The sequence below is a fragment of the Corynebacterium variabile genome, from assembly GCF_006539825.1.
Taxonomy (GTDB): domain Bacteria; phylum Actinomycetota; class Actinomycetes; order Mycobacteriales; family Mycobacteriaceae; genus Corynebacterium; species Corynebacterium variabile.
On the sequence record NZ_BJNT01000016.1, the window covers coordinates 90,657 to 112,654 of the forward strand.

The 21,998-nt window shown below is 67.2% G+C and carries 16 protein-coding genes; 6 read left to right on the plus strand and 10 right to left on the minus strand.

Translation table 11 applies throughout. The features are described from left to right. Positions 1–150: 150 nt before the first annotated feature. From imuA' to CVA01_RS10525, 3 genes are read left to right on the plus strand one after another with little or no spacing between them, the layout of a single operon-like run. Positions 151–924, plus strand: a complete 774-nt coding sequence (imuA', locus tag CVA01_RS10515) for a DnaE2-dependent mutagenesis accessory factor ImuA' (RefSeq protein ID WP_244938260.1) — start codon at positions 151–153, stop codon at positions 922–924. Further along, positions 921–2,534, plus strand: coding sequence for a Y-family DNA polymerase (locus tag CVA01_RS10520; RefSeq protein ID WP_014010782.1), 1,614 nt, complete (start codon positions 921–923; stop codon positions 2,532–2,534). The genes imuA' and CVA01_RS10520 overlap by 4 nt, the downstream gene beginning before the upstream one ends. Before the next feature lie 11 nt (positions 2,535–2,545). After that, positions 2,546–3,874 (plus strand): sucrase ferredoxin, encoded by a 1,329-nt coding sequence (locus CVA01_RS10525; RefSeq protein WP_141330579.1) that lies wholly within the window; start codon positions 2,546–2,548, stop codon positions 3,872–3,874. Here the strand turns inward: CVA01_RS10525 and CVA01_RS10530 are convergent. From CVA01_RS10530 to CVA01_RS10545, 4 genes are all read right to left on the minus strand, one after another. Further along, positions 3,864–4,529, minus strand: coding sequence for an AMIN-like domain-containing (lipo)protein (locus CVA01_RS10530; protein ID WP_141330581.1), 666 nt, complete (start codon positions 4,527–4,529; stop codon positions 3,864–3,866). The genes CVA01_RS10525 and CVA01_RS10530 overlap by 11 nt on opposite strands. Before the next feature lie 151 nt (positions 4,530–4,680). Beyond that, a complete protein-coding gene (locus CVA01_RS10535; protein ID WP_014010779.1) occupies positions 4,681–5,391 on the minus strand; it encodes a methionine ABC transporter permease in 711 nt (236 codons plus the stop codon). Then, positions 5,388–6,425 (minus strand): methionine ABC transporter ATP-binding protein, encoded by a 1,038-nt coding sequence (locus CVA01_RS10540; protein WP_141330583.1) that lies wholly within the window; start codon positions 6,423–6,425, stop codon positions 5,388–5,390. Before CVA01_RS10540 ends, CVA01_RS10535 begins: the two co-directional genes overlap by 4 nt. A gap of 2 nt (positions 6,426–6,427) precedes the next feature. Then, positions 6,428–7,327, minus strand: coding sequence for a MetQ/NlpA family ABC transporter substrate-binding protein (locus CVA01_RS10545; RefSeq protein ID WP_014010777.1), 900 nt, complete (start codon positions 7,325–7,327; stop codon positions 6,428–6,430). Between the two features lie 152 nt (positions 7,328–7,479). Between CVA01_RS10545 and CVA01_RS10550 the strand changes: the two genes are divergently transcribed. After that, positions 7,480–10,722 carry an error-prone DNA polymerase gene (locus CVA01_RS10550; protein ID WP_141330585.1) on the plus strand — a complete coding sequence of 1,081 codons (3,243 nt, stop codon included), beginning with the start codon at positions 7,480–7,482 and terminating at the stop codon, positions 10,720–10,722. A gap of 136 nt (positions 10,723–10,858) precedes the next feature. Here the strand turns inward: CVA01_RS10550 and CVA01_RS10555 are convergent, their stop codons facing one another. After that, the gene (locus CVA01_RS10555) at positions 10,859–11,833 is read right to left on the minus strand and encodes a MinD/ParA family ATP-binding protein (protein WP_244938261.1); all 975 of its coding nucleotides are present in this window, start codon (positions 11,831–11,833) and stop codon (positions 10,859–10,861) included. Positions 11,834–12,471: 638 nt separating this feature from the next. Here CVA01_RS10555 and CVA01_RS10560 point away from each other — a divergent pair. After that, entirely contained in the window at positions 12,472–13,017 is a 546-nt protein-coding gene (locus CVA01_RS10560; protein ID WP_141330587.1) for a putative endonuclease domain-containing protein, read from the plus strand. A 144-nt stretch (positions 13,018–13,161) separates the two neighbouring features. On the opposite strand, the gene CVA01_RS10565 is transcribed toward CVA01_RS10560, so the two are convergent. Next, entirely contained in the window at positions 13,162–14,505 is a 1,344-nt protein-coding gene (locus CVA01_RS10565; RefSeq protein ID WP_170209755.1) for a lipase family protein, read from the minus strand. Positions 14,506–14,651: 146 nt separating this feature from the next. Between CVA01_RS10565 and CVA01_RS10570 the strand changes: the two genes are divergently transcribed. Further along, positions 14,652–15,746 (plus strand): CE1 family esterase, encoded by a 1,095-nt coding sequence (locus CVA01_RS10570; protein ID WP_141330591.1) that lies wholly within the window; start codon positions 14,652–14,654, stop codon positions 15,744–15,746. Here CVA01_RS10570 and CVA01_RS10575 read toward each other — a convergent pair. The 4 genes from CVA01_RS10575 to CVA01_RS10590 all read right to left on the minus strand — a co-directional run bounded on the left by CVA01_RS10575 (position 15,743) and on the right by CVA01_RS10590 (position 21,570). Further along, positions 15,743–17,083: a C1 family peptidase gene (locus CVA01_RS10575; protein ID WP_041630710.1), complete on the minus strand. Its 1,341-nt coding sequence runs from the start codon at positions 17,081–17,083 to the stop codon at positions 15,743–15,745. The genes CVA01_RS10570 and CVA01_RS10575 overlap by 4 nt on opposite strands. A 17-nt stretch (positions 17,084–17,100) precedes the next feature. Further along, the gene (locus CVA01_RS10580) at positions 17,101–18,501 is read right to left on the minus strand and encodes a C1 family peptidase (protein WP_141330593.1); all 1,401 of its coding nucleotides are present in this window, start codon (positions 18,499–18,501) and stop codon (positions 17,101–17,103) included. Positions 18,502–18,557: 56 nt separating this feature from the next. After that, the gene (locus CVA01_RS10585) at positions 18,558–19,871 is read right to left on the minus strand and encodes an ISL3 family transposase (protein ID WP_141330595.1); all 1,314 of its coding nucleotides are present in this window, start codon (positions 19,869–19,871) and stop codon (positions 18,558–18,560) included. A gap of 1,120 nt (positions 19,872–20,991) precedes the next feature. Beyond that, positions 20,992–21,570 (minus strand): ribbon-helix-helix domain-containing protein, encoded by a 579-nt coding sequence (locus tag CVA01_RS10590; RefSeq protein WP_141330598.1) that lies wholly within the window; start codon positions 21,568–21,570, stop codon positions 20,992–20,994. Between the last annotated feature and the right edge of the window lie 428 nt (positions 21,571–21,998).

Consider the following 21,998-nt stretch of genomic DNA (forward strand, 5'->3'; position numbering starts at 1 on the left):
GGGCAGACGGTGACAAGGGGGTTTGACGATCTGTATCGAACGGGTGTTTGATAGTCGGTACCGGTCGGCACGGTGCTGTCCGACGTCCACGGTACAACAGTGGAGACTGGAAAACACCAGTTCGGGAGTAAGGGAAAGGAGGTTGTCGGCATGGGTGACGCAGCGGAGAAGACAGACGGACCACTCGCTGATGTGGTCGATGACCTGCGTCGTCGGATCACCCTCATCACCGGGGAATCTCCGGTTGTCCCGGTGCCTGAGACCACGCCTGAACCTGTGGCAGAACCGGAGCACGGGGCGCCGCAGGAGCCGACCTCCACAGACCGTCCGGTCACCCTGGCGTCCGACGCGCTCGGCGTCCCTTCCTGGCTGGGGCGCCACCTCACCCGCGGTGGTCTGCCCCGCGGTGCGGTCACGGACGCCGCCGACTGTCCCGCCGCCCTCGTCGACATCCTGGCCACGGTCACGGCGTCCGGCGGATGTGCGGCCGTGGTCGGCTACCCGCAGCTCGCCCTCGCCGCGGTGGAGGCCGCCGGTGGGGACCTTGACCGGACCGTCGTCATCCCCGACCCGTCGCCGCACACCGGCGCGGTGCTCGGCACCCTCGTCGAAGGCCTGGACCTGGTCCTGCACCACACGGCGAAACCCCTGGCTCCCACCGCCGCCCGCCCGGTGGACGCCCGGCTGCGCCGCAGCAGCTGTGCTCTCGTGGTCGTCGGTGGCTGGCCCGGTGCCCGGCTGCACCTCGACTGGCGGGTGGACGGGGTCACCGGCCTGGGTCGGGGTTCCGGCCGGATCCGCGGTGTCACCCTCACCGGCCGGGCCCACGGTCAGGGTCAGCCGCCGGTGCACTTCCGGGAGAGCCTCGGTGAACCCGCGACGCAGCCTGTGGCGTCCTCCCGTCTGCTGGAGCGTGCGCTGTGAGGACCATCGCACTGCGGTTCCCGGACTGGCCGGTGTACGTCGTCGCCTGCGCGCAGGGCTGGGACCTGCTCGCCCCGGCAGCGGTCGTCGACAACCACCGGATCGCCGCAGCCAACCGGGCCGCCCGGCATGCCGGTGTGAGGGTCGGCATGAAGGCACGGCACTCCCTCGGCGTCTGCCCGTCCCTGACCGTCGCCGAGGAGGATGCCGATGCCGAGGCTACCGCCCATGAGGAGGTCCTCACCGGCCTTGAGCAGGTCACGGCGTCTGTCGAGACGCTGCGCCCCGGCCTGCTCGCCGTGCCCGCCGGCTCGCTGACCCGCTACTACGGTTCCGAGGAGAAGGCGGTGGAGCTGCTGGTGGACGCCGCCGCCCGCGCCGGTGTCGACTGTGTCCCCGGCGTCGCCGACGACCTGGTCAGCGCCGTATGGGCGTCCTTCACCGGGGCTGTGCTCGCCCCCGGAGCGTCGGCGGCGTGGGTGGCTGCGCAGCCGGTCGGCATCCTCACCGCCGAGCCGGTGCTCGGTGCGCCGACGGTGATGGTGGAGACCCTGTCCGACCTGGGGATCCGCACGCTCGCGGACTTCGCCGCCCTGCCGCGTCGCGATGTCGTCGGACGCTTCGGGGCGGACGCCGCCACCTGGCACCGCATCGCCGCCGGGGAACCCGAACGCACCGTCTCCCCGGTGCAGGTCACCGGGCCGCCGCAGGTCCACGTGGAACCTGAGGAGCCGGTGACCTCGACCGAGGCCGCCGCCTTCCTCGCCCGGCGGGCCGCCGCACAACTGCACGCTGCGCTCGCCGCCGCCGGGTCGGCCTGTCTGCGACTGTCGGTGACGGCCACACTCGCGCCGCCGGAAGGCTACACCGGGCCGGCCAGTGTGGAACGGCTGTGGCGGTGCCGGGAACCGCTGGGCGAGGAGGACACCGCCCAGCGGATCCGGTGGCAGCTCGACGGCTGGCTGACCCGCGTCAACGGGCGTGGCGGCGACACCTACGACACCGACGGCGGCGCCGGCACCGCAGACGCCGCGGGTATCCGTTCGGTCACCCTGACCCCGGTCGAATGCGTCCCGGCCGGTGAGGTCGTCGAGACCCTGTGGGGTGGACCCGATGACGGCATCAGGGCCGCCCGGGCGGCCGCCGCACGGGCCCAGGCGCTCATCGGTACCCGGGCGGTGCTGCGACCGGTCCACCGGGGCGGGCACACCGTCACCGGAGGCGTCGTCACCGTGCCTTACGGCGAGGAGGACCCCGAGGAGGTACAGGCCCTGTCGACCCGGCACTGGGAGGGCGCGGTGCCTGCACCGTTGCCCGGGCTGCTGGCGTCCGGCGGCGGGAAGGTCCATCTGCTCGACGGGGCCGGTGCGGAGGTGCAGGTCAGCGGGCGTGGACTGCTCAGTGCCGCCCCGGACCGGCTGGTGCGCGGTGACCGGGGTGGCAGGAGTGTCACCGTCACCGGGTGGGCCGGGCCGTGGCCGGTCGATGAACGCTGGTGGGAGGCGTCCTCCGCCCGTCGCTACGCCCGGCTGCAGATCGCGACCGACGAACCCGGGGCGCATCTGCTGCTGTGCCGCGACAGTTCCTGGATCATCGAGGGGAGCTACTAGAATCTGCAGTTATGTCCACCACACGAAATCCCCGGTCAGGTACGTCGCAGTCGTGCTCCGACGTGACCGTGGAGCCGCTGCCCGGCACCGCCAAGTCCGGCGGTCTCATCCTCGCCCTGGAGTACACCCGCGGGTGGGGCAGGGACATCCTTGACGGTGAGGCGCTCGGTAAGGAACTCACCGGGCAGATCAAGCGGTACCTCAAGACCTACCGTGCCCAGCTGCAGTTCATCCGACGACCGGGCCGGGCGGGGCAGCAGGAGCAGGACAGCGCCGCCCTCTATATCGCGAACGCCGGTGCCGAGCCTCCGACACTGGAGTACCTGGAGCTGACCGGCCCGGAGGACCTGCTGCAGGTCGACCTGTCCACGCCCGGCTCGGTGCCAGGGGCGGTCCGGGTCGACCACCCGCTGCTGCTGGTGTGCACCCACGGCAAGCGGGACATGTGCTGTGCGGTGAAGGGACGTCCGCTGGCCGGAGGGCTGCACCGGGAGTACCCGGAGATCACGTGGGAGTCCTCCCACACCAAGGGGCACCGCTTCGCCCCGTCGATGATCCTGCTGCCGTGGAACTACTCCTTCGGCACCCTCGACCTCGCCGGGGCATCGGCCATGCTCGACGACGTTCTCGCCGGACGCCTCCCGGTCACCGGCAACCGTGGCCGCGGCACTCTCGACTCCCGCGCCCAGGTCGCCGAGCTCGCTGTCGCCGCAGTGCTGGCTGAGGCGGGGGATCCCGCGGCACCCGGCGAGCTGCAGGTGTCGCCGTACATCGACTACCTGGAGTACGAAGAGCACAAGGACGCCCCGGCGGCCTCGGAGGAGCCGGAGCCGACAACCACGCCTGCCGGGGACACCCCCGACCGGGCCGCGGACTATGCCGCCGTCGCCGCGATGGTGCCCGAGGAACTGCGTCGCCGGGCCGGGGAACTGATGACCCAGCGCATCGAGATGAAGATCACCGGCCGCTACGAGGAGCTCAAGGCGCTCAAACGCCAGGGGTACTTCCAGCCCGTCTACGACTACGAGCGGGCGGTGAAGGAGGCCGCGGTCGCGCACGGTGTCTACGGCAAGTACAGCAAGTACGGGAAGAACAGCGCCTACGCTAATACCGGTGCTGTCGGTGGCGTAGGCGTCGCAGGGGAGCGGCGTCCTGCGAAGAGCCGGAAGGACGCCCCGCTGCTGGTGACCCGGGCAGCCCGGTCCACCGGGGAGGACGCCCGCTCCTGGCGGGTGACCCTGGAGTCGCAGCGCTGCTACCCGGTGATGTCCTCCTGCGGTGACAAGCCGAAAGAGGGGCGGTCCTGGGTCGCCACCGAGGTGGTGGAACTCACCGCCTGATGTCGATGACCAGGCGGGTGGGGCTGTCCAGGGTGGTGGCGGAGATGTCGTCGAGTGTGATGTCGCCGTCGGTCAGACCGATGACGATGAGCTGCGTCCCCTCGAAGGCGCCCATGGCCTTCACCGAGGCGACGGAGCCGGCGGGGATGCCCGAGACCGAGGGCTCCACCCAGTTGTAGGTGATGCCGTGGACCGCGACCGTCAGAGCCTGCTCGCCGGTGTACTCCACAGGGAAGCCGGAGCCGTCGGCGGTGGGGTTCTCGGTCAGGCGCAGGACAGACCCCGGGGTGCCGGTGCCGTCCATCTCCAGGACGATGCGGTCGTAGCCGTCGTGGGTGCCGGCACGGACCTCGGTGATGTCGAGCTGGGTTCCGGGACCGGGCATCGTGTCCTCAGGCGGGCCCTGGGGCGGGGGAGCGGGGTCCTCGGTGCCTGGGTTGTCGCCGTCACCAGGATTGTCCGGGTTGTCTGTGCCCGGTGGCGGGGTATCCGTCACCGTGTCCGTGACGGTCCGGGTCACGGTGCCGGTGGCGTCCGCGGTGGTGGTGGTGGCGTCCGCGTCTGTCCCGTCGTCACCGGAACAGGCGAGGAGCCCGCCGACGACCACCAGGGACGCGAGCATCCCGGAGATTCTGGCCGGTCGGGAGATGTTCATGACACCAGGGTACTTTTGCCGCGGGACGTCCGGCACCCCTGCGGGCGGGCACCCCGCAACAGAAATCTGCCAGTCACAGGTCGCAATCGGAGAGTGAAAGCGACCTGAGCCCTGGCAGATTTAGGGGACGGCTGGTGCGTCAGCGGCTTCTTTACCGGCGCATGATCCTGCGCGCCAGCCAGTTACCGAAGAGCTGCGCGATCTGGACGATGACGATGATCACGACCAGCGTCACATAGGTGACGTTGTTGTCGAAGGCGCGGTAGCCGTACTGGATGGCGAAGTCACCCAGGCCGCCGGCGCCGACGTAGCCGGCCATGGCGGACATGTCGACGATGGCGATGAACATGAACGTTGCACCGAGGATCAGCGGGCCGAGAGCCTCGGGGATGATCACCGTGAAGATGATCCGCAGCGGGGACGCACCCATCGCCCGCGCCGCCTCAATCACACCGGGGTCGATGCTCACGAGGTTCTGCTCGACGATGCGGGCGGCACCGAAGGCGGCGGCGATGATGATCGCGAAGGTCGCCGCATTCAGGCCCAGGATCGACCCGACCACCACCTTCGTCAGTGGTCCCAGGGCGGTCAGCAGGATGATGAACGGGACCGGCCGGACGATGTTGACCAGGACGTTGAGGATCCAGAACGTCGGCCGGTTGGCCAGCACACCGCCCTTGCGGGTGGTGTACAGCAGGACGCCGATGACCAGGCCGGCGAGTCCGCCGCCGACCAGACCCCACAGGGCCATGTACAGCGTCTCGCCGATGGCGTCCTGGAAGATGGGGGACAGGTAGTCCCAGTCGGTGTCCTTGGCCAGAACGAGAGTGTCGAGAGTGCTGAGGGTATCGGTGCTGCTCATCGGATCTCCTCGATCTCGGTCGTGGTGGACAGGGTGCGGTAGAAGTTCTCCACGGCGTCCTTCCCGGCGTCATCCCCGGCGGTCATCCGCACGGTGAGACGGCCGAAGGAGTGGGACTGCAGCGTGGTGACGCCACCGTGGACGATGTTCACGCTGACGCCCGCCCGCTCGACCTCGGAGACGGCGTGGAAGAATCCGGCGCCCTCCTTCATGGTGACGGTGAAGAGGCGTCCTACACCGGTGTTGAGGTCGGAGGCCTCCACGAGGTCCGGGGTGTTGCGCAGCGAGGTGGCGACGAAGTTCGCCGCCGTGTCGGTCTGCGGGTTCGAGAAGACGTCGTAGACGCTGCCCTGTTCCACCACGCGGCCGTTCTGCATCACGACGACCGCGTCGGCGATGGTGCGGACGACCTCCATCTCGTGGGTGATGACCACGATGGTGATGCCGAACTCCTCGTTGACCTTGCGCAGCAGCTCCAGCACCTCGTGGGTGGTGGAGGGGTCCAGCGCGGAGGTCGCCTCGTCTGCCAGCAGCAGGGAGGGGTTGGTCGCCAGCGCACGGGCGATGCCGACACGCTGCTTCTGACCGCCGGAGAGCTGCTCGGGCCAGGACTTCCCCTTGTCGGCCAGACCGACGAACTCGAGGAGCTCGGTCACCCGGGCCTCGCGCTCGGCCTTGCCCATGCCCTGCAGCTTCAGGGGGTAGGCGATGTTGCCGGCGACGGTGCGGGAGGTCAGCAGGTTGAACTGCTGGAAGATCATCCCGATGTCGCTGCGGACCTCGCGGAGTTTGCGCTCGGAGTAGCCGACGATGTTCTTCCCGTCGAGCAGGATCTCACCGTTGTCGGGGACGTCCAGCCCGTTGATCTGGCGGACCAGGGTGGATTTGCCGGCACCGGAGTAGCCGATGATGCCGACGATGGATCCGCCGGGGACGGAGATGGAGACGTCGTCGAGGGCGACGATCTCCTTCTTGTCCTGGCGGAACGTCTTGTTGACGTTGCGGAATTCTACTTCGGTACCGGTGGTGGTCATACCTACTCGCCGGTGCCCTGCTCGCGGAACTGCTCCTCGGTGTCCTCGAGGATCTGGTTGAGCTCGTCCTGGGACTTGTCGACCTCGACGGCGGAACCGGAGGTGTCCTCCTGGACGGCCTTCTGGACATCCGGGTCGTGGAAGAGCTCGACGAGCTTGAGGTAGTCCTCGTTGTCGATGTCGTCGGCGCGGGCGGCCCAGACGTTGATGTACGGGGCGGCGGCAGGATCGTCCGGGTCGTCCTTGATGATGGCGTCGTCCGGGGTGACGTCGGCGGCCACCATGAAGTTGTTGTTGATCGCGGCGACGGCACCGTCGTTGTAGGCGACGGCGGTCTGGGAGGCGTCGACGGCCTTGACCTTGACCTTGGACTTGGCGGTGTCGATGTCCGCCGGGGTCGGGGCGACGACGTCATCGGACTTCAGGGTGACCAGACCGGCCTTCTCGAGCACGAAGATGGCGCGGCCACCGTTGGTGTTGTCGTTGGGGATGACGACCTCGCCGGCCTTCTCGATGTCCTCGACGGTCTTGGCGTCCTTGGAGTAGATGCCCATCGGGAAGATCTCGGTCGAACCGAGGACCTTGAGGTCGGAGCCGGACTCGACGTTGGACTGGGCGAGGAACTGGATGTGCTGGAACTGGTTGACGTCCAGGCTGCCGTCCTCCAGAGCGCGGTTCGGGGTGTTGTAGTCGGTGAAGCCCTGGACCTCGACGTCGAGCCCGGCCTCGGAAGCCTTCTCCTTGAAGACCTTCCACTGGCTCTTGTCGGCCTCGGTGGAACCGATGGTGATGGTGCTGCTGTCGTTGTCGTCGGAGGCGCAGGCGGTCACGCCGGCGGTGAGGCCGAGGGCGACGGTGACTGCGGCCGCGGTGCGGATCAGCGGGTTGCGGCGGATGTGCATGGGTTCTCCTGTGCTGGTGATGCCGGAAACGTCAGTGCCCGGACGGTGTCGGGACGATTGTAGTAGTAGTACCGCGCAATGAACCGCTCTGTCTAGTTGAGTTCCGATCGGGGTGGGCGAAACTTCGGGGGCTCTGCGCTAGTATCGAACATATGAACGACCGTCCGCGCAGTTTCAGTAACCACGCAGCCCTCACCTGGTCGCGGCTGGAGCGCCTGCTCTCCGGGAAGGACGCCGGCCCGCTCCACGCCGTCGGCTACGGCGAGGGTGGACGCGAGACACTGTGGAAGACCCGGCAGGACGCCCCGGAGACGGCGTCCTCCACGACCCCCTTCGCCGAGCTCCACGCGGCCGGATCCTACAACTTCCTCCGCGGCGCCGGCGAGCCCGACGACATGGTCGCCACCGCCCGACGCCTCGGCCTCACCGCCCTGGCCCTGGTCGACCGGGACGGCTTCTACGGGGCCGCCCGCTTCGCCACCGCCGCCGCCGAGCAGGGTATGCCCACTGTCTTCGGCGCCGAGCTCAGTCTGGGGGGCACCGGACGAGCCCCACTCACCGTCCTGTGCCGTGGGCAGGAAGGCTACCGGCGACTCTCCCACGTCCTCACCGACGCGCACCTCGGCACCGACGGCCACCGCGACAAGGAGACACTGACCTACCCCGATCTGCCGACCCTCGCCGCGCAGGCTGACGGCCACTGGCTCGTCCTCATCGACCACCGGAACCGGGATGCGGTGTCCCGCATCATCGACGCCTTCGGGACTGCACACTGCGTCATCGAACTGCAGCTCACCATGAGTCCGGCGGACGCTGACCGCAACGCCGCCCTCCACGACCTCGCCGTCGCCCGCGGCCTGCGTGAGATCATCTCGACCGCGGCCACCTGCCCGACCCCGGCGTCCTCCCGGCTGGCCGGGGCGAAGGCTGCGCTGCACGACCGGCTCGACGTCCACGACGCAGCACCTGTCACCCACCCCCTCGGCGGCTCCTGGCTGCATTCGGGGGAGGAGATGGTGGCGATGGCCGGGGACTGCGACTGGCTGCGTCAGGCCGTGGCGACCAGTGCGGATGTTGCCGCCGAGTGCACTTTCACCCTCAATCTCGTCGCCCCGGAGCTGCCGCACGCCGACGTACCCGAGGGGTACACCGACATGGGCTGGCTGGTCGAGCTCACCCGGCTGGGCGGGGAGGAACGCTACGGCACCCGGGCCACCAACCCGCGCGCCTGGGAGGTCATCGACCATGAACTGGAGGTCATCGAGGGCCTCGGCTTCCCCGGCTACTTCCTCATCGTCCACGACATCGTCGACTTCTGCCGACGCTCCGGGATCTTCTGCCAGGGCCGAGGCTCGGCGGCGAACTCCGCAGTCTGCTTCGCCCTCGGGATCACCAACGTGGACGCCGTCGCCGCCGATCTTCTGTTCGAACGTTTCCTCTCCCCGGAACGGGACGGCCCACCGGACATCGACCTCGACATCGAATCGACCCGCCGCGAGGAGGTGATCCAGTACGTCTACCGACAGTACGGTCGCGACAACGCCGCCCAGGTCGCCAATGTCATCACCTACCGGCGTAAAGGTGCGTTGCGGGACGCCGCCCGGGCACTGGGTCACGATCCCGGCCGGGTGGATGCCTGGTCGCGCAGGGTGGAGGACCCGCCGGCGGTGGTCACCGACCTGGCGTCCCAGCTCATCGACCAGCCGCGTCACCTCGGCATCCACTCCGGCGGCATGGTCATCTGCGATCGGCCGGTGGCCGATGTGGTCCCCGTGGAATGGGCGCGCAAGACCGACCGCTCGGTGGTGCAGTGGGACAAGGACGACTGCGCCGCCGTCGGGCTGGTGAAGTTCGACCTGCTCGGCCTCGGCATGCTCGAGGCACTGCACCACTGCGTGGACCTGGTCGAGGAGACCACGGGTTCGCGGGTGGAGCTGTGGCAGCTCACCCCGACCGACCCGGAGGTCTACGCGATGCTGTCGCGGGCGGACGCGGTGGGCGTCTTCCAGGTCGAGTCCCGGGCCCAGCTCGCGACCCTGCCACGGCTGAAGCCCCGGACCTTCTACGACCTCGTCGTCGAGGTGTCGCTCATCCGGCCCGGCCCGATCCAGGGTGGTTCGGTGCACCCCTACATCCGGCGACGCAACGGTGAGGAGGAGGTCACCTACGACCATCCCTGCCTGGAACCGGTGCTTGCGCGCACCCTGGGTATCCCGCTGTTCCAGGAACAGCTCATGCAGCTCGCCGTCGTCGCCGCGGGGTTCAGCCCGGCCGAGGCGGACACCCTGCGCCGCGCCATGGGCTCGAAGCGCTCGCCGGAGAAGATGGCGGCGATGCGGTCCCGGTTCCTCGCAGGATGCGCCGAGCTCAACGGCCTGGTCGGTGAGGTGGCCGAGCGGCTCTGGGAGAAGATCATCGCCTTCGCGTCCTACGGTTTCCCGGAATCCCACGCGCAGTCCTTCGCCTCGCTGGTCTACTTCTCCGCCTGGTTCAAGTGCCACCACCCCGCGGAGTTCTGTGTGGCACTGCTGCGTGCCCAGCCGATGGGCTTCTACTCACCGCAGTCGTTGATCTCGGACGCCCGGCGCCACGGCGTCCCTGTGCTGCCGGTGGACGTCAACGTCTCCGGTGTGGAGGCCGGCGTCGAGAAGGTAGAGGACGCTGGGGACGGCTGGGCGATCCGGCCCGGGCTGGCGTCCGTGCGCGGACTCGGCTCAGAGGCGGCATCTGACCTGGTGGAGGCCCGTGGCCGGGTCGGGATGTTCCGGACGGTCGCCGATCTGTCGCGCGAGGCGGGGCTGGGTGTGGACCGGGTCGTGGCACTGGCCCGTGCCGGGGCCTGCGACTCCCTCGGGCTGACGCGACGTCAGGCGGTGTGGGCTGCAGGTCAGGCCGCGACCGAACGACCCGGGATGCTGCCGGGCACGTCCGTGGCGTCCACCCCCGCACTGCCGGGGATGAGTGCCTTCGAGCTGGCCGCGGCGGACATCGCCGCGACCGGGGTCACCACCGACGGGCATCCGGTGCGGCTGCTCCGGGAGCGGTTGGACGCCTGGCCAGGGCCGTTCCCGGTGGTGCCGGCGTCCTCGCTGCTGTCGGTGGAGGACGGACGCCGCATCCGCGTCGCCGGGGTGGTGACCCACCGGCAACGGCCGATGACGGCAGGTGGAGTGACCTTCCTCGGCATGGAGGACGAGACCGGGCTGGTCAATGTGATGGTGTCGCCGGGGCTGTGGCGCTCGCAGCGTGAGGTGGCCTCGGGTGCGCGGATGCTCATGGTGCGCGGGATCGTGGAGAACGGCAACGGTGCAGCGACGGTCCGGGCCGACCGGCTCGAGGCGCTGGAGATGGGGGACACCCGGGCCCTCGCCGGCCGCTCCCGCGACTTCCGGTGAGCCCGAAAAGCGTTACCATGAAATCCCGCCGATCTCCGGCATCTCCCCAGGTCGCGAAGAGTGTTACCGGTCGGAACTGGTAACACTTTCCCTGACTGTGTGCGCGGCTCCGTTGCGCACCAGCTCGGCCTGTCAATCACACCGCGGCGTGCCGGTGCCAGGACGCGAAGTCCTCTGCGACAACCGCCGCCAGTTCCCGGTACGCCGCCGACGTCGCAGGCTGCAGCCGATCCATATCCACGACCGCGCCCTCGGACAGGTGCCGGTCGAAGGGCACCGTGCACACCGCCCGGGTCCGCGACTCGAAGTGCGTGGCCAGTACCTCCGGGTCCACCGACGCCTGCCCGGGATGCGCCCCGGAGACCACGACGACGGCATTGGCTGCCAGCGTCCCGTGGCCGTGCGCCTCCAGCCAGTCGAGCGTGGCCTCGGCGGACTGTGCACCGTCAAGTGCCGGCGAGGTCACCAGCACCAGCGTGTGCGCCAGATCCAGCACCCCGGTCATCGCCGAGTGCATCAGGCCCGTCCCGCAGTCGGTGAGAATGATGTTGTAGTGGTGCTGGAGGATGTCGACGGTGCGCCGGTAGTCATCCTCGCTGAAGGCCTCCGACACCGCCGGATCACGGTCGGAGCCGATGACTTCCAACCTGCTCGACGCCTGGCTCATGTGTGCTTTCACCTGCGGATACCGGGAGGCGTCCGGCACAGCGAGCAGATCGCGGACCGTCGGCGCACCGTCCGTGTCCACGACGCGTCGGGCCAGCGTCCCCAGGTCCGGATTGGCGTCCACCGCCACGACCCGGTCGCCTCGGGTGGAGGCGAAGATCCCGCCGAGAGCCACCGTGGTCGTCGTCTTGCCGACACCACCCTTGAGGCTCATCACGGCGATCCGGTAGTCGCCGCGCAGTGGCGTCCTGATCCGTTCCTGTAGCTCGCGCGCTTCGACCTGACGCTGCGATTCGCCCGGATTCACCCGGCCCCGTGAGAGACGGTGCAGGACGCGCCGCCACCCGTCCGGCGGCGCGGCGTCCACCGCTCCCACGAGTGCCTGCGAACCCAGCGCATCCGACACATTTCCCGACATGTTTCCGTTGAGTATTCCCCCGGTCATGCGCCTGACCGTACCGTACTGTGATTGACAGGAAAAGCATTTCGGGGAAGAAACAGGAAAACGGGGAGCCGGGGAAACATGGGTTATCAGGGGACGGAACTGGACAGGCGGATCGCCCGGGAGCACTTCGCCCCGCTGCATGTGGTGCAGCGACTGCGACCGGTGCGGCTCCGGGAGCTGGGGCGGAAGGCGACGCCGGAGTCGGCGGCGGAGATACATGTGCAGGTCAACGGACTGTGGGTGCCGAAGCAGAATCTGCGGGACGCCACGATCGTCTCGCTCGGTGCGCAGTCGCACCCCCGGGGTCTGGCGTATGGGCTGGACGCACTGACCCGGGCGAGACTGTGCCATCTGCAACATCCGCACTGGGTGATGTCGGGGTGGACGGCAGCGGCGCAGTGGGGTCTGGAGTACTTCGTCGACGACGCGGGTACCTCGGTGCTGGCCGGCGGGGGGTCAGTACGGTCGCCGCATCCTCGTCGGAGATCACCCGACGACGGAAAACACGCGCGCTCGCGCAGATCCCCACCTACCGTATCGACCCGGGATTCCGGGACCTGCAGGTCACGCCGCCGGTGCTGACCCTGATCCACTGTCTGAAGTCACTGTGGAGCGGGGAGCATTCCTGGAATATCCCGGTGGGCACCGGGCTGACAGATGCCGGGGTGCGCGCTGTACAGCTCGTGGACGCGATGTCCCGGATATTCGGTATCGACCCTCAGGAGTTGCCGGAGGCTTGTGCCCATCATCTGGACCGGCGCAGGATGGAGGTGCTCACGAGCTGGTGCGATCAGGGTGGTGAATCGCCCATGGAAACGCTCATGCGGCTGATGACCAGGCGGATCATGCGGGGAACCGGACGGAAGCTCACCAGCCAGATGGTGGTCCATGCCAACGGCTCGGTGTCGGATCCGGTGCACGGGCGAGGGGCAGGGAACAGCCGGATCGTGGCGCGGCTGGACCTGGGCTGCGAGGAGTTGAAGCTGGCTCTGCAGTATGACGGGTCCGGACATCTTCACAGGTCGGTGCGGGACAAGGATTCCCGGATCAATGCGGAGCTGGCGAACCTCGACTGGCATGTCGTCCGGGTGACGAAGGGACATCTCGATGATGTGAAGACGTTGGAGAAGGTGCTCCTGGACGCCGTCCGGCTGTGTGAGCGGCGGATCGCACAGCGGGGCTGAGAAGTGTTACCAGCTTCGGGTGCCGTGATCCGGCATTTCCCCGGGTCGCGGAAAGTAGTACCAGTGAAAACCGGTAACACTTTGTGGAGGGGGCGTCAGGGCGCCGGGGAGCCGGCCCCAGGAGTCAAGCCCCAGGGAGCAGCCCTAGAACTGGCCGCAGTCCGACGGCGCCGGAACGTCGTTGAAACGGTCGTTGATGTACTGGAACCCGGTACCGACCTGGGAGATCATCGGCACCGCGTGGTTGATGACGGACCGCGGCAGCACCGAGGGCGTCTCGTCGGTGACGAACTTCACGGTGCCGTCGGAGGCGCAGTAGTCGGCGGCGGTGTCACGGGCCTGGCCCCAGGGGATGGTGTCGTCGTTGCGTCCGTTGAGCACCATCATCGGGGCGTTGAGGGCCCGCGACCCCAGCTTGTAGTTGCTGTCGAGCAGGACGTTGCGCAGTCGCTCGTCGTCCCGGATGATCTCGGAGAACGACCGGCCGTCCTTGGTCAGGGTGCGGGTGTCGCGGAAGGCCCAGTTGGCCACGGAGTTGCCGATGCACTCGTTCGCGGTGGAGGCCATGTACCGCTTGCCCTCGTCGTTGAAGTACTCGTCCTGCAGCGACGCCAGCTCCGGGTGCCGCGCGAGCGCACCGTTGAGCGCGTAGCCGAGCACACCCTCGATCATGTGGTTGTCGATGGCCCCGGCCACGGCGTCGAGGCTGGCCGGCGGGGCTCCGGCGAAGGTGCCCTTGACGTTGAGCTCCGGGGCGTAGGACGCCGCGTGCTCGGCCGCGCCGGCGGCGGCACCGCCACCCTGGGAGTAGCCGTAGAAGGCGACCGGGGAGTCCTCGGGGGAGCCGGAGAAGGCGAGTCCGGCCCGGGCAGCGTCCAGCACCGCGTGACCTTCCTCGGTGTGGTTGACGTAGGTGTGCTGGCCCGGGGTGCCGAGGCCGATGAGGTCGGCGACGATGACGCGGTAACCCATGGCGGACGCGGCGGCGTAGAAGGGGTACTCGTAGTTGAGGTTCACCGCCGCGTTGGACAGGTTCACCCCGGCGAACTGGGCACCGGCGCGGGAGGGGGCGCAGTCGTCACCGGCGCCGCGGGTGCCCGGGGCGAAGACGAGGGTGGGGGTCGGGCCCTTGCCGGTCCACTTACCGGTGGGCTCGAGGACCACACCGCTGGTCGCGACCTTCTCACCGTTCTGGGTGGTGGAGGTGTACAGGATCTTGTCGGCCCGACCCGGGGCGTCCCCCACGTCGAAGGCGTCGAGCAGCTGCGGGGCGAACTGGGAGCGGATCAGCGACCCCGGGTTGTCGGGGATCTCAGCCGGTGGTGTGTAGAAGGAGTCGGTCGCGGGCTGCGCGATGGTCGGGTCGGACTCCACGAGGGACGGCGGGATGCCGGGGGCCGCAACGGCGGACGCGGCGGTGCCGAGGGCGAGGGCGGTGACGGCGGTGACGGAGAAGACGGCGGCGGAGCGCCGGCGGAAGATGCTCATGGAGGGAAATACTATAGCCGGCAAAATCACAATGTCCTCATAATCACCGAATCGCCGTGAACTGAGTCTCATATGAAGTGGGCCGGGCTGAGGCGGTCTGAGCGTGGCACGTTGACCTCGTGCTGGTGAGTAGATAGAACGGTGGGGTGCAGCCCACTCGCCGCCCTTCCGTCCCCGGCCTCCGCAATCGTCGCCTCCGCATATCCGGAGGCGTCCTCGCACTCGCCGTCACGGCCGGGGTGGCCGTCGTCTCCTCGCATTCCGCGGTCGGTGAGGCCCCGGAGGTGCTGGACTCCTACCGGGACCAGCGGATCGCGGAGTCCGCCGCCATCACCGGGTCGGAGAATGCGGTGGTCAGTGACGCGAAGGCGCCGATCGGTGAGGGGAAGAGGCTCGACGGTCCCGCCCCGGGCCAGTCCACGAAGATCACGCTGCACAGCGGCGACAAGGACCGCACCGCGATCCTCTCGGTGCCGGACGACTACTACCCGAACACGCCGACCCCGGTGCTCTTCGCCTACCCGGGGTACAACCAGACCGCGGAAAACATGCAGCGGTTCGCCTCGCTCGACAACCTGCCGGCGATCGTCGTCTACATGCAGGGCGTGGGGGACGCCTGGGAGGGCGCGCCCTACGCGAAGACCTCCGACGGTGAGGACCTGCGCTTCACCACGGACATGCTCGCCGCGGTGAACAGCACCTACAATGTCGACGCCTCACGGATCTACGCCACGGGCATGTCCAACGGCGGTGGTTTCGCGGCGAAGCTGGCCTGCCGGGCCCCCGAGATCTTCGCGGCGACGGCCGCTGTCTCCGGCGCCTACTACCCGGGTACCGGCGGGAACTGTGAGAACCCGTCGACCTCCTTCCTGGACATCCACGGGGTGCAGGACGAGACCATCGAGTACGACGGAGGAAACCGCCACGGCGCGTCCTACCAGCCGGCCCGTGAGCGGGCGGAGGCGGTCGCGGCGCGTAACAACTGTTCCCCGGATCCGGTGTCCACGGCCCTGGCCGGCGACGTGCGCCGGGTGCAGTGGCCGATGTGCGGGAACGGACGCGACGTGGTCCACCTCCGCGTCGGCGACGGTGGACACACCTGGCCGGGCGACTCCACGGGCACCTCGGGTGGGGCGGAGCGCGGCGCCGCCAGCGACACCGCGGAGGCGACGAGCTACTCGCTGGACGCCACGACCGAGGTCTGGGCGTTCGTCAGCTCGCACCGGCTCGCCGGACGCTAGTCGGCCAGCGCGCCCATCGGGTCCCATGCGGGCAGCACGTGCGGGGTGGCGTCGGAGGCCCAGGCGTCCCGGTACTCCTGCGGCAGTCGGTCGGGGTGCACGGCAATGACGAAGACGTACTCGTCGAACCAGGAGTCGTTCATCGTCCAGAAGCCCTTGTCCGCGTTCTTCGGACCCCAGGAGTTCTCCACGCGCCACTTCACCGGGACGCCGGAGTCGTCGAGGTCTACACCGGTGATGACCATGGCGTGGGTCATGAGGGATTCGCCGGTGAGGACGCGGGCCTGCTTGTCGAGCGCCTCCACACCGAGTTCCACCTGGTAGAAGCCGGTGTAGTCGTGCAGGTGGGCGTCCCACACGCCTTTGTCGCGGTCGGACTGGGCGACGGTGTCGCAGCCGAACCAGACGGGGCGTCCTTCCTGGAGTGCGGCGACCGCGGCGTCCTTGAGGACGGCGGTCGGGGCGTTGAGGTAGGTGACCGGGGCTGCGCCGACGACATTGCCGAGGTAGTCGACGGTGAACTTCTCGCCGTAGGGGGAGGAGTCGCGCGGGTCGTTGACCAGGCAGACATACTCGCCGAGGTCGGCGGGGAGGTACTTCGCCGCGAACTCGAGCGGGGTGAGCGTGCCCTCGCGGTGGAACTCGTCGTTCTTGTCGCGGTACTGCCAGACGAACTCCTCCGGCGGGACGCCGAGGTGGGCGGTGAGGATCCGGTGGACCTCACCGAGCGCGGCGCGGTGGGCGGTCGACCCGTCACCGCCCCCGGCGATCTCGGCACGGATCCGCAGCGCACCGGTGCGGGTGGCTGTGGAGATGTCGCGGTTCATCTTCGCGGTGTGCGAGGACGACCAGGTCTCCGGCATGGCGTACTTCGGGACGATGCCGTACTTCTCGACCAGCGCGACGAACATGTTCCACTGTCCGCCGTCCTCGGCCGGGTGGTCCAGCAGGTGCTGGACGGTGCGGTCGTCCAGCGGCCGGTCGGCGAGCTCGACCATCGCGGTGAGCAGGTAGTTCGCCTTCTCCAGCTTGTCCCAGTAGTGCAGCCAGGACTGCGAGTACTCGAGGTCCTTGATGCCGGTCTCGTCCATGGCGTCGCCACGCACGGAGTTCAGTCCGGCGAACAGCCAGCACCGCCCGGAGCGCTGCTGGTCGGCGACGGCCCACTGGTCCAGCTTCACGGACATGGAGTGGTCGGCGGACGCCAGGATCTCCCGGTCGAGGGTCAGCTTCTGCACGTCCGCGGCGGTCGCGGCGTTGCGGGCGACCTTCCAGGACGCGTCGGACGCCAGGTCCGCGGCGAATCCGGCGAGGGTGTCTGTGTTGATTCCGTTCATGTTCTCACTCATCTCGCTCAGGCCATTGCATCCCAGATCGGCAGGACAGTGGTCTCGCCACGGTCCAGGGCGTCGAGGCCGGGGAAGTCGTCACCGAGCAGTCGGCGGTGGACGGCGATCTGGAAGACGTTGTCGTCGAACCAGGAGTCCTTCATGGTGCCGTAGCCCTTCATCGACCCGGCGCCGGCGAGCTTGGCGTGCTCGCCGTGGCTCTTCGTGCCCCAGGAGTTTTCGACGCGCCAGGTGCCGGCCTCGTTGTCGTAGCCGGTGAGGACCATGCCGTGGGTAGGCATGGATTCGCGGGTGCGCATCTGGTCGGCCTTCGAGGTCCCCGGTCCGGAGACCGTGGTGGTGCCGTAGAGGGCGTCGCGCTCGTAGAGGTCGGCGTTCCAGATGCCCAGGGCGGCGGCGAACTGGCGGTTGACGTCGCAGGCGAACCAGACCGGCTCACCGGCGTCGATGCTGGCCTTCGCGATGCGCTTGAGCTCGCTGACCCCGACATTGATGTAGGAGGTGTCGGCGGTGCCCCACATGTTGGTCCCCTCGGCGACGCTGTACGCGGCGCCGTAGGGGTTCTCTTCGCGGGGGTCGTCGACCAGGCAGACGTAGTTCTCCAGCCCGCCGGTGAACTCGTCGGACAGGACACGGTCCCGGAACTCCAGCGGGGTGAATTCGCCCTCGCGGTGGAACTCCTTGTCAGTGCCGCTCGAGTCGCGGTACTGCCAGACGAACCGCTCCGGGGGCAGGCCGAGGTGGGTGGCGAGGACGCGGTGGGCGTCCTTCAGGCCGGCCTCGATGATCGGCGCGGTGGTCTCCGCGCCGGCACCCGCGAGCACGGCCTCCCGGATCTTCCAGGCGGTGGCGCGCAGTACGGTCTGCAGCCGGGCGTCCATCTGGTGGGTGTTGCCGGAGTTGAAGGTCTCGCCCATCGCCTCCTTCGGCACGACGCCGTACTTGCCGACGAGGTTGACCAGGTAGTTCCACCAGCCGCCGTCATGGGCGACGTGGGTCAGCAGGCTGTTGACCAGGCGGTCGTCGGGGTCGGTGACTCCGGAACGGAAGAGCTCGTCGAGGCGTCGCAGTGCGTGGTTCGACTTCTCGATCTTGTCGTAGAACTGGAGGTACGACTCCGAGAACTCGAAGTCCTCGACGTTGAGGCTCTCGGCGACACGGTGGCGGAAGACGTTGAGCCCGGCGAACATCCAGCAGCGGCCGGACTGCTTCTGGTCGGTGACGCCCAGGGAATCGAGCTTCACCTCCGTCGTCGGGTCGACAGCGGTGACCGCGGCCCGGTTGAGGGTGACACTGTCGATGTCTGTCGAGGTTACGGCGTTGGTTGCGATACGCAGCGCAGGGTCGGACGCCGCGGTGTCACGGAGTTCCGTGAGCACCCCGGCGGAGAGGGAGAAATCAGGCATGTGTCCGTTATACGCGCTGCAGGGCCCGTCGGCCGGGTTTACCGGCTCTTCGCGATTCACAGTGCGTTGATCCGGTCGCGGAGCTGCCCGGAGTGGATCAACGACCGCAAGATGTAGTGGTCGAGGTTTCTGAATCCCAGGGCGATGCCGCGCAGATGCTCCAGCCGTCCATTGATGGCCTCGACGGGGCCGTTCGACGCTCCCACATCGAAGTACGCCAGGATGTCGGCCCGTCGGCGCCACAGGGTCCGTCCAAGCTGTGCCAGCTCCTCCAGCCCCGCGGGTAGACCCTGACGCAGAGCGTCGATCACCCTGGACATCAACTTCTTGCCCCGTGACTTGTCCGGGTGGCCGTACGCGGCGATGACGTCCTGGTAGAACGCCCAGGTGACCTGCAAAGCGACGTAATCGTCGTCAGTGGCCCACAGCAGATTCAGCCGTTGTTTCTGCCGCTCGGTCAGATAGTTCGTCCTGGTCATCAGGCTACGACGGTGCTTGTACAGCGGGTCATCCTTGCGTCCACGCCGCCCGGTCGTTTCTCGTTGCAGGCGTTGCCGACACCCGGTGAGCTTCTCGGCGGCCAGGTGCACCACATGAAATGGGTCCATCACCTTCGTCGCCGCGGGCAGGGCGTGGTCCACGGCGGTGGCGTAGCCGGCGAAGCCGTCCATCGTCACCACCTGAACCGACTCGCGGAACGCTTCGCTGCGTTGCTGCAACCAGCTTCGTAGAACCTCGGCGCTGCGCCCGGGCCGCATGTCGATCAGACGGGCCGGACCCGCCCCGTCGACCAGTGGGGTCAGGTCCACCAGGACGGTGACCATTGAGGACGGCTCGCCGGGCCGGCGGGTGTGCTTCCAGACATGCTCATCGACTCCGAGGATCCGTACTCCGGCCAGGTGCGACGGGTCGGCGTAGACGAGGTTCCGGGTGGCGGTGACGGCGACCTTGTTGACCAATTCCCAGCCCACGCCGAGGGCCTTGGCGGTTGCCGCGACGCTCATCCGGTCGATGGCAAGGCGCTGGAGGATCCAGCGGGTCACCCGACGGGTCAGCGTGGCTCCATCGTCGGCGCACGGCAGGGAGGTCTGGAAGATCTTCCTGGTGCAGGTGGGGTTGGTGCAGGTGAAGCGCGGTACCCGGACGTGAAGCCTCGTCGGGAAGCCGACTACAGGCAGGTCCACCAGCTGCCGGGTGACGTGATCTCGCAGCACACCCGGATGTTTACAGCCAGGGCACTGATCGTCGACGGCCACCGGGGCGGCGTCGATGGCGGTGAACAGGCCGGCATCGGCGGCGTCGGTGATGGTCAATCCGATTTCAGCGGTGCGGCAGATGGTGTCAGCGACGAGGTTGCCAGTAGTGTGCACTTCTAGGGTCCTGGTTCGGTTCAGATGATGGCTTCGCAACTCTCATCTTGTACCGGCCAGGGCCTCTTCATGTTGTGACACACCGCAGCTGCCCCACCGTCAGCTACGCACTCCGTATCGCGAAGAGCCATCTATCGTGTACTTGATACGGAAAACCAGGGCCAGTATCAATGATTACAGTTTAGTAACAACTGTTGCCCTGAATCCCCCTATCGCGTATTGTGCGTCACAGAAAAATATCCCTCACAGATATGGTCCTCACATGCACTCTTCAATGATGAAGCGCTTGGCCGCCGCGGCATTCTCTGTCGTGGTTCCCCTGGCCCTTTTTGTCGGCCCGGAAAACGCAAACACTGATGTTGCAGAAAAACCTACCGCTGGACAGTCCGGGGGAATCTGAAACCAGGAAATCAAGAAGTCTTCCGACCGGTATAAGAACCCGGATAAGGTCGACACGCATACCGGAAATGAACGCTTCAGGGAATCTGCATCGGAAATCGGATACACCCCCGGAGAGTTAGCTAATGATGTTTCCGAATACTTCAGCGAGGAAGAGGCGGAACGCCTCATCATCGACGGACTTGAAGACGAGGGTCAGCAAGCCAAGACGAAGTCCAGGATCAACACGAAGATCAAGCCTTTCGATCTTGATTTCGGAAAGGCCAGGGCAGGTTGGGCCCTTTATCGGGCACAGGGCTTCCTCGTATGTGCCCCTGCAACGGTCGTGAACTCGCTAGCAGGGGCAGTCTGCAACATTGCGAAGACGGCTGGAGGTGGAGCAATCGACTTCAACAAACTATGCAACTAACCATGTCTAGTTATATGAAAGTAGGTCCGCAATGAGTTTTTGGAGTTTTATAAATACCGGGGTTAATGGAACCGAAGATCGACTTCACATAAAATTCATCTACGGCAATGCAATACTGTCAACAGTTCTGTCTTCGGTAGTCGCGGGAATTACGGGATGGATTACTGAAGGAAGTGTAGTATTCATCGCATTATCCGCCTTTGCTGCCATTGCTGCCGTGTACCTCATCAGCTACATTGTATTCACGGAAATAAGTAGATCCAGATAGGCAACCCCTCTCCTGCTGTTGTTGCAGCATCGTCAGATCACTAGTTACAGCCAGTCGCGGTAGCGTTGTTCGTATTCCTCGTAGCTGTCGCAGCCGGCACCGTTGAGGGCGTCGGCGATGGTGAGGTCGGCTACCTCTTCTTCGGTTGCTTTTCGCACCTGGGTACGACTGTCTCGTTCGGTGATCGCAGCGGTGTATTCGTCGAGGTGCATGGCCCGTACAGCCTGTTCTGCGGCCTGGTGACTATACCCGTCGTGGTTGACCAGGCGAGTGAACATGGCCTGCATCTGCTTGAGGAGAAGGTCTATGTCGTCGGGGGTTGTCGATGGATCGTAGGCGCGCAGTGTGGCGGCGACGTCAGCCCGGGGGATGGGAAGCTCGGGTACTGTGCCTCGGTTCTGTTCTGGGGCCAGTTGCCGCTGCGTGCTGACGAGGTTCAGGACTTGCTGGCCGTACTCTTGCTCCAACTGAGGCAGGGCAATCTCGAGGGCCCGCTTGATGTAGACACTGCGTGAGCGTCCGGTGCGTTCGGCGAGCTCGTCGAGCTGGGCGATGAGGGTGTCGTCGAGCCGGACAGAGACAACGCGGCCGTGGCGGGTGGGGGCTTGCTTACGGGTGGGCATGTGGTGACCTCCATGGGGTGGAATGGAAACGAGAAGCAATGACGAACAGCGGACTGTAAACAATGTATACAACGCGGAAGTCGGGTTGTCCAGGATTTCTGTTGGTGTTCTCGCCGCGCCCGGAAGGCACTGCTGAACTGACCATATACAGGTGGCGTCGTGTTCGGCAGCATTGCGCGTTGCCGACAGTGGACCCGTAAACAATGTCTACCAAACCCGGGACAGTCCCCATTGCGGTGAGACAGGTTAACGAGACACTTTTCGTGACGGTTCCCGCAGGAGCCATGGTTGTTGACGCGCTCGCCGCACGTGTCTTGTAAACCTTAGCTTTCTAAGACTGCGGGTCACGCCTTCTTCGAGTCGTTGCTACAACTAGTTGCTATAGCGACTAAACCGTTGTATGGTGTGATCATGTCAGAGACTACGAG

Bases quoted from the DNA above. Each gene is read 5' to 3' on its own strand.
- CVA01_RS10535 (WP_014010779.1), bottom strand. From the start codon at position 5,391: ATGAGCAGCACCGATACCCTCAGCACTCTCGACACTCTCGTTCTGGCC.
- CVA01_RS10525 (WP_141330579.1), top strand. From the start codon at position 2,546: ATGTCCACCACACGAAATCCCCGGTCAGGTACGTCGCAGTCGTGCTCC.
- CVA01_RS10580 (WP_141330593.1), bottom strand. From the start codon at position 18,501: ATGCCTGATTTCTCCCTCTCCGCCGGGGTGCTCACGGAACTCCGTGAC.
- CVA01_RS10550 (WP_141330585.1), top strand. From the start codon at position 7,480: ATGAACGACCGTCCGCGCAGTTTCAGTAACCACGCAGCCCTCACCTGG.
- imuA' (WP_244938260.1), top strand. From the start codon at position 151: ATGGGTGACGCAGCGGAGAAGACAGACGGACCACTCGCTGATGTGGTC.
- CVA01_RS10540 (WP_141330583.1), bottom strand. From the start codon at position 6,425: ATGACCACCACCGGTACCGAAGTAGAATTCCGCAACGTCAACAAGACG.
- CVA01_RS10565 (WP_170209755.1), bottom strand. From the start codon at position 14,505: ATGAGCATCTTCCGCCGGCGCTCCGCCGCCGTCTTCTCCGTCACCGCC.
- CVA01_RS10555 (WP_244938261.1), bottom strand. From the start codon at position 11,833: ATGACCGGGGGAATACTCAACGGAAACATGTCGGGAAATGTGTCGGAT.
- CVA01_RS10575 (WP_041630710.1), bottom strand. From the start codon at position 17,083: ATGAACGGAATCAACACAGACACCCTCGCCGGATTCGCCGCGGACCTG.
- CVA01_RS10530 (WP_141330581.1), bottom strand. From the start codon at position 4,529: ATGAACATCTCCCGACCGGCCAGAATCTCCGGGATGCTCGCGTCCCTG.
- CVA01_RS10590 (WP_141330598.1), bottom strand. From the start codon at position 21,570: ATGCCCACCCGTAAGCAAGCCCCCACCCGCCACGGCCGCGTTGTCTCT.
- CVA01_RS10545 (WP_014010777.1), bottom strand. From the start codon at position 7,327: ATGCACATCCGCCGCAACCCGCTGATCCGCACCGCGGCCGCAGTCACC.